The following is a 10,375-nucleotide window of genomic DNA, read 5'->3' on the forward strand; positions in this document are numbered from 1 at the left end:
ATAGCCGCGCCGGGCGCGCCGAGGCCGTGGCGTGGCTCGATGCCGCCTATGGGCGCGCGAGCGACATCGCGGTGCGCGCGACCGGGCAGTGGTTCATGGCGCTGATGGCCGCCATCGTGGCGCTGGCCGCACCGCTCTCGCGTCTTCTGCCCGAGCGTGCGCCGCCGGTGCCGGGGGCGCTGTCATTGGGGCGCTTGGCGCTGGTCGTGGGCCTGCCCGCGCTGCTTGCGCCGCTGCTGGCCGTGCAGGTTGAGGCGCGGCTCCTGCCGGTGCTGGTGGCGGATTACCTGGCGCTGCATCTGGCGATTTATGGGCTCTGCCAACTGGCGCTGTTGTGGTGGCTGGGGCGTCGACCCGAGGCGCTGCGCCCCGTCGCGGTGCTGGCGCTGCTGGTCTGGGGGCTGGGCGTCTTCGGCTTTGCGCTCGACCGGTATGGCGCGAATTTCTGGCCGACGCCTGAGCGTCTGACCATCATTGCCGCCCTCTGCCTCGGCGCGCTGCCCTTCATGCTGGGGGATGCGCTGCTGGCGCGCGGGGCGGCGCTGTGGCAGCGGCTGGTGGCGCGCGCGGGCTTTCTCCTGTCGCTCGCGCTCGCCGTGCTGCTCGATCCCGAGCGGCTGTTCTTCCTCGCCATGATCGCGCCGGTGATCCTGCTCTTCTTCCTGGTCTTCGGGTTGATGGGCCGGTGGGTGACGGCGCGGGCGGGGACTGTTTCAACCGGCGTCGCACTCGGCCTGATCCTTGCCTGGGCGCTTGGCGTGAGCTTTCCACTTTTTGCACCCGGAGGGCAGGGATGATCCTTGGTATCGGCACCGATCTGGCGAATATCGAGCGGATCGCGGGCACGCTGGAGCGGTTCGGCGACCGGTTCCGCAACCGCGTCTTTACCGATATAGAACAGGCCAAGGCCGAGCGCCGCGCCGATGTGGTCGGCACCTACGCCAAGAGGTGGGCGGCGAAGGAGGCGTGCTCCAAGGCGCTTGGCACCGGGCTGCGCATGGGGATCGCCTGGAAGGACATGGCGGTCAGCAATCTCGGGACCGGGCAGCCGGTGATGCATGTCACCGGATGGGCCGCCGAGCGGCTGGCCGAGATGACACCCGAGGGGCATGAGGCGATCATCCACGTGACCCTGACCGACGATCACCCTTGGGCACAGGCCTTTGTGGTGATCGAGGCAAGGCCGAAGGGTGGGGTTGCGTAGAGGCGTGAATGGCCTGAACCCGACATGAGCACATCCCGAGGTCCGGCGATTTTATAGGAAATACAACGTGTTGAATGACGAATCACGTGGCTGGTATAAAGTGCCAACACCCCGCGTTGTACCGACAGCCCCCGGCCCTGCAAAGGCGTGGCCCACCGCAGCGCGCCCTACTTGCCCCATTTGCCCATCACCTTGCCCGCGACGAAGGTGGTCAGCGCGCGCGGTGTGAGGCGCGGGGAGACGGCGAAGAGCTTGTTCATCGCGCCGGTCACGCGGAGGCGGCGGCGCTGCATCATGGCCTGCCAGCCCGCGCGCGCAACCGCATCGGCGCGCGCCGGACGGCCCAGTTTCAACAGTCCGATGCCGCGCATGCCGGCGGCGTCGAAAAACGCGGTCTGCGTGGCACCGGGGCAGAGCGCCGTGACGCTGACCGGGCTGCCGCGCAACTCCTCGGCCACGGCCTCGGACAATGAGAGCACATAGGCCTTGGTCGCGTGATAGACCGACATGTTGGGGCCGGGCATAAAGGCGGCGGCAGAGGTCACGTTTAGAATGCGCCCGCCGCCCTGCGCCTGCATATGCGGAATGGCCATTTTCATCAGGTAGCTGAGCGCCGTCATGTTGACGCTGATCGTGCTCAGGTCACGGGCCCAGCCCTCGCCGCTGCCGAAGGCACCGTGACGGCCCAGCCCCGCGTTGTTCACCAACACGTCGATATGCCGGTCGCGGCTCGCCTCGTGCCAGAGTGTTTCGACCTGCGCCAGATCGCTGAGGTCGGCAGGCAGGACGAGGATTTCCCCGGCCTTGGCACGCAGCTCATCGGCCAGCGCCGCCAGCTTGTCCTCGGACCGGGCGGTGAGGATCAGATTGCGGGCCTCGGTGGCGGCGATGCGCGCAAATTCCGCGCCGAGCCCCTCGGAGGCCCCGGTGATGAGGGTCCAGGTCTTCATCACGCCAGCCTGCGCCTCGGCGGGGCCGGGCGTCAAGAGCGGCTTAGCCCTCGCCCTTGAGGGCCGCGACGCCGGGAAGGTCCTTGCCTTCCATCCATTCGAGGAACGCGCCGCCTGCGGTGGAGATATAGGTGAAATCTTCTGCCGCGCCTGCCTTGTTGAGCGCGGCGACGGTATCACCGCCGCCTGCAACCGAAATGAGCTGACCGGCGCGGCTGCGCTCGGCGGCATGGCGCGCGGCGGCATTGGTGGCGGTGTCGAACGGTGCGATCTCGAACGCGCCGAGCGGCCCGTTCCAGATCAGCGTTTTCGCGGCATCAATCGCAGCAATGATGCGCGCCACGGCCCTAGGCCCGGCATCGAGGATCATCGCATCGGACGGGCAGGCATGCGCGCCCGTCACCTCATTCGCGGCCCCTTCGGCAAACTCGCGCGCCACGACCACATCGGCGGGCAGCAGGATCTCGCAGCCCGCAGCGCCCGCCTTGAGCATGATCTTGCGGGCGGTCGGGGTCATGTCGTGCTCGCAGAGCGACTTGCCCACATCGAGCCCCATGGCGGCGAGGAATGTATTGGCCATACCGCCGCCGATCACGAGGCAGTCGACCTTTTCCACGAGATTGCCCAAGAGGTCGAGCTTGGTCGAGACCTTGGCCCCGCCGACCACCGCCATCACCGGGCGTTTGGGCGAGCCGAGGGCCGCCTCGAGCGCCTGCAATTCGGCCTGCATCAGGCGGCCCGCGCAGGCGGGCATCCGATGGGCGAGCGCGGTGGTCGAGGCATGCGCGCGATGCGCCGCCGAAAACGCGTCGTTGCAATAGACATCGCCAAGGGCGGCAAGCCGCTGCGCCAGTTCCGGGTCATTGGCCTCTTCGCCGGGATGAAAGCGGATGTTTTCCAACAGCAGCACATCGGCGGCGCGCGCCTCTTCGGTGAGGTTCTCGGCGCCCTCCAGCGTCTCGATGAGCCGGACCTTGCGCCCAAAGGCGTGTTCCAGCGCGGGCACCGTGACGCGCAGCGACATGTCGGGCACCACCTTGCCCTTGGGCCGCCCGTAATGGGCGATCAACATCGGCTTGCCGCCCTTGTCGAGGATATCGGTGATCGTGGGCACGATCCGCTCGATCCGAGTGGCATCGGTCACCACGCCCTTGTCCACCGGCACGTTGATATCGACGCGCACCAGCACACGCTTGCCCGCAAGATCCATGTCGTCGAGGGTTTTCCAGCTCATGGCGCGGCGGCCTCCGTGTTGATCGGTCTGTCGCGTCCCTATTGGCGCGGAGGGGCGCAGAGGTCAACCTGCGCGCTTGGCATTGGCGCGCGTTCGTCTTAGGTAACGCAGAGGTTTTTAACAAGGAGCGCCCGATGGCCGAGATCAAAGACCCCGAAAACACAATTCTGCTGGAGCTCAAGGACGGCACTGTCACGATCGAGCTGTTGCCCGATATCGCCCCCGATCATTGCGCCCGGATGAAAGAGCTGGCGCGCGCCGGGCATTATGACAACGTCGCCTTTCACCGCGTCATCGACGGCTTCATGGCGCAGACCGGCGACGTGCAGCACGCCAACATGGAAAAGGACTACAACCCGCGCATGGCCGGCACCGGCGGCAGCGATCTGCCCGATCTCAAGGCCGAGTTTTCCAAGATCCCGCACGATCGCGGCACATTGGGCGCGGCGCGCAGCCAGAACCCGAATTCGGCCAACAGCCAGTTTTTCATCAGCTTCAAGGACAATCATTTCCTCAACGGGCAATACACGGTCTATGGCCGGGTGATTTCCGGCATGGAGCATGTCGATGCGATCACCAAGGGCGAGCCGCCCGCGAACCCCGACCGGATGATCAGCGTCAAGGTGGCCGCCGATGCATAAGCTCGCGCTTGCTTTCACGCTGCTGGCCAGTCCCGCGCTTGCGACCGGCCTGCAGATCGAGGTTTCGGGCGAGGCCAACGGCACCGTCACCATCGACCTCTTTGAGGATATCGCGCCCAAACACGTGGAGCAGATTACTGCACTGGCCGAAGAGGGGGCCTATGACGGCGTCGTCTTTCACCGGGTGATCGAGGGCTTCATGGCGCAGACCGGCGATGTGCAGTTCGGCAAGCTGGATGGCGGCGACATGGGCCGCGCGGGCATGGGCGGCAGCGACCGGCCCGATCTGGCCGCCGAGTTCTCGGACGAGCGCTTTCTGCGCGGGGTCGTGGGCATGGCGCGCAGCCAGAATCCCGATTCGGCCAACAGCCAGTTCTTCATCATGTTCGACGCCGGTGAGTTTCTGAACGGGCAATATACCGTTGTCGGCAAGGTCACCGATGGCATGGACGTGGTCGACGCGATCAAGCGTGGGCGCGGCAATAACGGGGCTGTGGTCGGCCAACCGGACGTGATGCAATCGGTCACGGTGACAGAGTAACTCGTATGGCCGGGACCGGATACGAGCCGCTCGATACCCTCAAGCCCTGGGGGGACGGGATCTGGCTGATCGACGGCCCGGCCATCCGATTCTACGGGATGCCGTTTTCGACTCGCGCCACCGTGGTGCGGCTCAAGAACGGTAACCTCTGGGTGCATTCACCGACGCGGTTGACGGACGCCTTGCGGGCCGAATTGGACCTGCTGGGACCGGTGCGCCATCTGGTGGCACCCAACTGGTTGCATTTCGCGCATATGGCAGACTGGCAGGCAGCCTGGCCCAAGGCGAAAAGCTGGGCCGCGCCGGGCGTCGTCGACCGGGCCGCGAAGAACGGTCTGACGCTCCATTTTGACCGCGAGTTGCGTGAAGATGAGGCCGAAGGGCCTTGGGCGGGTCAGTTGGAGCAGCGGATCGTCGCAGGCAGCAAGCTGGTGTGCGAGGCGGTGTTTTTTCACAACGAGAGCCGCACGCTGATCCTCACGGATCTGATCGAGAATTTTGAGACCGCCAAGCTGCCGGTCTGGATGCGGCCGCTGATCTGGATTGCGGGTATTGATGACAGCGATGGCAAGATGCCACCCGACATGCGGTTCAGCTTTCGTGACAAGCGGGCACTTGTCGACAGTATAGAGGCGCTGATCGCCTGGACACCCGAGCGGATCATCCTCGCGCATGGCCGCTGTTATGAGACAAACGGCGTGGCGGAACTGGAGCGCGCCTTTCGCCGCATCTTGCGCGACCGGATGTGGGATCGCGAATTGACTCGGGCCAAGAAGAGAAAGGCAGGCAAAGGCTGACGTCGCCTCACAATCGCGTGGGGGTGGCTGGCCCGAATCTTGGGCAAGCGGCATGATCGCCGCAACGCGCAACCCTGCCAGAGGTGCCCCGCATGCCCCGCTTTCTTGGATTCCTGACATCGCTCCTGCTGATCGCCGGTCTGGCCCAGGCAAACCCAAGCCAATGGCGGCATGAATGGCCGGAGACGAATTTCCAGAAGACCAGTATAGACGACTGGTCCGAGATCATGTCGGGCGGGCCGCCCAAGGACGGTATCCCGGCGATCGATGACCCGAAATTCCTGCGCGCAGGCGATAAGCGGGGCATCGCGGGCAATGAGCCGGTGATCACCGTCGAGATCGGCGGCCAGACCCCGCGCGCCTATCCGATCCGCTATCTGACATGGCACGAGATCGTCAACGACCAGATCGGCGGCATCCCGGTGGCGGTGACCTTCTGCCCCTTGTGCAATTCCGGCGTCACCTTTGACCGGCGGGTGCGGGGCAAGGTGCTGAGCTTTGGCGTCTCGGGCAAGTTGCGCCATTCCGACATGGTGATGTATGACCGCGAAACCCAGAGCTGGTGGCAGCAGGCCATCGGCGAGGGGATCGTGGGGCAGATGACCGGGGTGGAGTTGCGGCAATTGCCAAGCTGGATGGAAAGCTGGGATCAGTTCCGCGCCCGCAATCCACAAGGGCTGGTGATGGCGGAGCCAGATTACAACCGCTCCTACGGGCGCAATCCCTATCAGGGCTATGACAGCTCGGCGCGGCCGTTTCTCTATAACGGCGAGACCCCGCCGCACGGTATTTCGCCGCTGGAGCGTGTGGTGCGCGTGGGCGACCGGGCCTGGCCGCTGACCCGCATTCGCGACGCGGGCGGCGTGCGAGAGGCGGGTGTTGCGATTTCATGGGAAAAGGGCCAGGCCTCGGCGCTCGATCACGGCATCATCGCCAAGGGGCGTGACGTGGGCACGGTGCGGGTGCGCGACGGGCAGGGGCGGAATGTGCCACATGACGTGATGTTCGCCTTCGCCTTTCACGCCCTCTGGCCGAATGGGACGTGGATGGTGCAGTAAAAGAGCGTCGTAATAGGCCATGACCGGCACCTTCGGTGCGGTTTGCGCAGGATGGGCTTGTGTTGGATCAAGGCCAAGCCGCGCCCTTGACCTGAAAACAACCATAGCCGGCCCCGCTCCCCGTTTGCCAAGCCAAGCGTCGTTGCGCCCGGCCCCTGTCGCTGCGTTCAGCCTCTCATAGACTGGCGATCACCATCCCTCGCGCCTTGACACTTTCGGCCCCGCCCCGCATGTAGCGCGAGACCCAAATCTGCCCTAGCCGGAGAGGCCCGATGGCATCTGACGCCAAAAAAGGAAATTCCATCGTCGAGACGCTCAAGACGGTGTTCTGGGCCCTCGTCATCGCGGGACTGTTTCGCACGATCTTCTTTCAGCCGTTCTGGATTCCGTCCGGGTCGATGAAAGATACGCTGCTGATCGGCGATTTCCTGTTCGTCAACAAGATGGCCTATGGCTATTCCTATGCGTCTTGCCCGTCGATCCGGCTTGGCTTCATCAATGTCGATGCCAAGGACATCTGTGGCTTTCTTGATGGCGACAATACCCGGATTCTGGGGTCCGAGCCCGAGCGCGGCGATATCATCGTATTTCGGCAACCCACCGACGGCACCGACTTTATCAAGAGGGTCATCGGCATGCCCGGTGACCGCGTGCAGATGAAGGATGGCGTGCTCAACATCAACGGTGAACCGGTCGAGTTGGAGCCTGCAGGCGATTTCGTCGAGGAATTCAAACGGCAGGGGCCGATGGGTATCCGGCCGCGCTGCGAGAACGGTGTTGTCGGTGAAGGGGCCGATTGCATCAAATCGCGCCAGATCGAGACCCTGCCCAATGGTCGCTCGCATTCAATCGTGAATATCGGGGATCAGCGGTCGGACAACACGGGTGTGTTCACTGTTCCCGAGGGTCATTATTTCTTCATGGGGGACAACCGTGACAATTCAACCGACTCGCGGTTCCCGCAGGCGGTTGGTGGGGTGGGCTTTGTCCCTTACGAGAACCTGATCGGACGGGCCAACCGGGTCATATTCTCGTCTGCGGGCAGTTCCATGCTGGCGTTCTGGACGTGGCGGGGGGATCGTTTCTTCGAGAGGCTGGATTGAAACTGTCGCGCGACATGAGCGCTTTTCAGGCGCGGCTCGGGCATGAGTTTTCCAATCCCGGGCTTTTGGTGCGGGCGGTCACGCATTCCTCGATGTCTTCGCCAAATCGGGACGACAACCAGCGCATGGAATTCCTCGGTGACCGGGTGCTTGGCCTCGTGATGGCCGAAGCCCTTCTGGAATATGACGGAAGCGCCACCGAAGGCCAGCTTGCGCCGCGCTTCAACGCATTGGTGCGCAAGGAAGCCTGCGCCGATGTGGCGCGCGAGATCGACCTCGGCTCGGTGCTGAAACTTGGCCGTTCCGAGATGCTCTCGGGCGGACGGCGCAAGCTCGCGCTTCTGGGCGACGCGATGGAGGCGGTGATTGCCGCCGTTTATCTCGATGCGGGTTACGAGGTGGCGCGGGCCATGGTCCTGCGTCTTTGGGGCGCGCGCATTGGCGCGGTCAAGGAAGATGCCCGCGACCCCAAGACGGCGCTTCAGGAATGGGCACAGGCGCGCAGACTGCCGCCGCCCGATTATGCCGAGATCGCCCGCTCCGGTCCGGATCACGCACCGGTTTTCACCATCGAGGCACGGCTTCAGAGCGGCGAGTGCGCCTCGGCCACCGCCGGATCGAAACGTCAGGCCGAACAGGCGGCGGCCCGCGCGCTGCTATCAGAACTGGAGGGTCGCACATGACCACACGCGCCGGGTTCATCGCCCTGATTGGAGAGCCCAACGCGGGCAAATCCACGCTGCTCAATCGCATGGTGGGCGCCAAGGTGAGCATCGTCACCCACAAGGTGCAGACCACCCGCGCGCGCATTCGCGGCGTTGCGATGGAGGGCGAGAGCCAGCTCGTTTTCGTGGACACGCCGGGCCTGTTTCAGCCGCGCCGCAGGCTGGACCGGGCGATGGTCGCCGCGGCCTGGGGCGGGGCGGCGGATGCCGATATCGTGGTGCTGCTGATCGAGGCGCATCGCGGCGCCACCGAAGGGGTGGAGCGTATCCTCGACGGCTTGCAGGACATCGCCAAGGGGCGCCGAATTGCGCTTGCGATCAACAAGATTGACCGGGTCGAGGCCCCCGTTCTGCTGGCGCTCACCCAAAAGATGAACGAGCGTCTCGCGTTCGAGCAGACCTTTCTGATTTCCGCCGAAAAGGGCCACGGCGTGGACGATCTGCGCCGCTGGCTGGCGGCGGAGGTGCCGGAAAGCCCGTGGCTCTACCCCGAGGATCAGATCGCCGATCTGCCGATGCGGATGATCGCCGCCGAGATGACCCGCGAAAAGCTGACCCTGCGGCTGCATCAGGAACTGCCTTATCAGCTGACCGTCGAGACCGAGAACTGGGAAGAGCGCAAGGACGGCTCGGCCCGCGTTGATCAGATCATCTACGTGCTGCGCGACGGTCACAAGGGCATCGTTCTGGGCAACAAGGGTGAGACGATCAAGGCCGTCTCCAAGGCCGCGCGCGAGGAGATGGAAGAGTTTCTCGGGCGGCGGATCCACTTGTTCTTGCAGGTGAAAGTACGGACCGGCTGGATGGACGAGTCTGAGCGTTATTCCGAGATGGGGCTCGACTTCAAGGACGGGAACTGAGGGTCGTGGCCCGGCTGACCGCACGGTTCTGGATCGACGCCTATCTCGCGCGGTTGCGGTTGTCGGATATCCCGGCCTTCGTGGTGGCGCATGGCGATGACACGGGCGGCGCGGTGTTGGTCAAGCTCAACACGCTCGACGGAAAAGCACAGTTGTTTCAACGCTCTATTGACCTGGCGACGGGGGAACGCGCGTGGTTTTCTCTGGCCGAGGGCGACGAGGCGGAGGTGGATGACGCGATCGCGCGGCAACGCGGGTTCGACCCGGATATCTGGGTGGTCGAGGTCGAGGACCGGGCCGGGCGGCATCTGCTCGACGCGGACGGGTTAAGCGGGTAGGGTTCGGCGATGGAATGGCGTGATCAGGGGATATTGCTGAGCAGTCGCCGCCACGGGGAAACCTCTGCGATCATTGAAGTTTTTACTGCTGAGCACGGGCGGCACGCGGGCGTTGTGCGCGGTGGCGCATCGCGCAGGATGGCGCCGGTGCTGCAACCGGGCGCGCAGCTCGATGTAGAATGGCGGGCGCGGCTCGAGGATCATCTGGGGACATTCCGGGTCGAGCCCTTGAAATCGAGGGCCTGGTCCATGGGGGACCGGATGGCGCTGGCCGGGCTCAATGCGGTGTGCGCGCTGCTGCTGTTCGCGCTGCCCGAGCGCGAGGCGCATGCTGGCATATATCGCAAGAGTCTGATTTTGCTGGACCTTCTGGAACACTCGGAGATCTGGCCGCTGGCCTATCTCAACTGGGAACTGGCGCTGCTGGAAGAGATGGGCTTTGGCCTTGACCTGCGGCGTTGCGCGGTGATGGGCGAAAAGGCCAATGACCTCAGTTATATATCGCCGAAAACCGGGCGCGCGGTGTCGCGCGCGGGGGCGGGCGAGTGGGCCCACAGGCTCTTGCCGCTGCCACCCTGCCTGCTGGGCGAAGGCCCGGCCCCGGATGCGCAAATATTGCAGGGATTTCACGTGACGGGCCATTTCCTTACGCACCATCTTGCACCGCAGATGGGCAACAAACCCCTGCCGGATGCCCGCGCCCGCTTTGTCGCGCGTTTTGCTGCGCAGGCTGGGGTGGGGTGATGGCGGGGATTTGACTGGGACGAGGTGCGGTTATGTTTGGCCTTGAGCGGACATTGATTGAAGCACCTGCGCGGAACAAGGCCGAAGGCCGCCGCGCATCGCCGTGCCGCCCCCCGGCGCGGCGATTTGGCTGCAACCTGTTCTGCGCTCTGATGTTTTTCGGGCTTGGCTGCCATAAAG

General features: G+C 64.7%; 12 protein-coding genes and 1 pseudogene. 11 read left to right on the forward strand and 2 right to left on the reverse strand.

Annotated features, from left to right (window positions below):
* Nucleotides 1–797: pseudogene (locus tag Q0X85_RS08710) on the forward strand (alpha/beta hydrolase); the annotation flags it as partial.
* Nucleotides 794–1,204 carry a holo-ACP synthase gene (gene acpS, locus Q0X85_RS08715; protein ID WP_297771457.1) on the forward strand — a complete coding sequence of 137 codons (411 nt, stop codon included), beginning with the start codon at nt 794–796 and terminating at the stop codon, nt 1,202–1,204. The pseudogene Q0X85_RS08710 and the gene acpS, both read left to right, overlap by 4 nt.
* A 167-nt stretch (nt 1,205–1,371) precedes the next feature.
* Here the strand turns inward: acpS and Q0X85_RS08720 are convergent, their stop codons facing one another.
* Nucleotides 1,372–2,154: an SDR family oxidoreductase gene (locus Q0X85_RS08720; protein WP_297771459.1), complete on the reverse strand. Its 783-nt coding sequence runs from the start codon at nt 2,152–2,154 to the stop codon at nt 1,372–1,374.
* A gap of 43 nt (nt 2,155–2,197) precedes the next feature.
* Nucleotides 2,198–3,388, reverse strand: a complete 1,191-nt coding sequence (locus Q0X85_RS08725) for a phosphoglycerate kinase (RefSeq protein WP_297771460.1) — start codon at nt 3,386–3,388, stop codon at nt 2,198–2,200.
* A gap of 134 nt (nt 3,389–3,522) precedes the next feature.
* Here Q0X85_RS08725 and Q0X85_RS08730 point away from each other — a divergent pair, with 134 nt between their 5' ends.
* The 9 genes from Q0X85_RS08730 (at nt 3,523) to recO (ending at nt 10,195) form a co-directional block, all read left to right on the forward strand.
* Nucleotides 3,523–4,029 carry a peptidylprolyl isomerase gene (locus tag Q0X85_RS08730; RefSeq protein WP_297771461.1) on the forward strand — a complete coding sequence of 169 codons (507 nt, stop codon included), beginning with the start codon at nt 3,523–3,525 and terminating at the stop codon, nt 4,027–4,029.
* On the forward strand, nt 4,022–4,570 hold the full coding sequence (locus tag Q0X85_RS08735; RefSeq protein WP_297771463.1) for a peptidylprolyl isomerase: 549 nt from the start codon (nt 4,022–4,024) through the stop codon (nt 4,568–4,570). Before Q0X85_RS08730 ends, Q0X85_RS08735 begins: the two co-directional genes overlap by 8 nt.
* A gap of 5 nt (nt 4,571–4,575) precedes the next feature.
* The gene (locus Q0X85_RS08740; protein WP_297771465.1) at nt 4,576–5,367 is read left to right on the forward strand and encodes a DUF4336 domain-containing protein; all 792 of its coding nucleotides are present in this window, start codon (nt 4,576–4,578) and stop codon (nt 5,365–5,367) included.
* Between the two features lie 92 nt (nt 5,368–5,459).
* Nucleotides 5,460–6,425 carry a DUF3179 domain-containing protein gene (locus Q0X85_RS08745; protein ID WP_297771467.1) on the forward strand — a complete coding sequence of 322 codons (966 nt, stop codon included), beginning with the start codon at nt 5,460–5,462 and terminating at the stop codon, nt 6,423–6,425.
* A gap of 272 nt (nt 6,426–6,697) precedes the next feature.
* Nucleotides 6,698–7,528 carry a signal peptidase I gene (gene lepB, locus Q0X85_RS08750; RefSeq protein WP_297771469.1) on the forward strand — a complete coding sequence of 277 codons (831 nt, stop codon included), beginning with the start codon at nt 6,698–6,700 and terminating at the stop codon, nt 7,526–7,528.
* Nucleotides 7,525–8,211 carry a ribonuclease III gene (gene rnc, locus Q0X85_RS08755; protein ID WP_297771470.1) on the forward strand — a complete coding sequence of 229 codons (687 nt, stop codon included), beginning with the start codon at nt 7,525–7,527 and terminating at the stop codon, nt 8,209–8,211. The genes lepB and rnc overlap by 4 nt, the downstream gene beginning before the upstream one ends.
* Nucleotides 8,208–9,113, forward strand: a complete 906-nt coding sequence (gene era / locus Q0X85_RS08760) for a GTPase Era (RefSeq protein WP_297771472.1) — start codon at nt 8,208–8,210, stop codon at nt 9,111–9,113. The genes rnc and era overlap by 4 nt, the downstream gene beginning before the upstream one ends.
* 5 nt (nt 9,114–9,118) lie before the next feature.
* The gene (locus tag Q0X85_RS08765; protein WP_297771473.1) at nt 9,119–9,451 is read left to right on the forward strand and encodes a DUF1491 family protein; all 333 of its coding nucleotides are present in this window, start codon (nt 9,119–9,121) and stop codon (nt 9,449–9,451) included.
* Between the two features lie 9 nt (nt 9,452–9,460).
* A complete protein-coding gene (gene recO / locus Q0X85_RS08770) occupies nt 9,461–10,195 on the forward strand; it encodes a DNA repair protein RecO (RefSeq protein ID WP_297771475.1) in 735 nt (244 codons plus the stop codon).
* Nucleotides 10,196–10,375: the final 180 nt, after the last annotated feature.

The sequence above is a fragment of the uncultured Roseovarius sp. genome (assembly GCF_947259555.1).
Classification (GTDB): domain Bacteria; phylum Pseudomonadota; class Alphaproteobacteria; order Rhodobacterales; family Rhodobacteraceae; genus Roseovarius.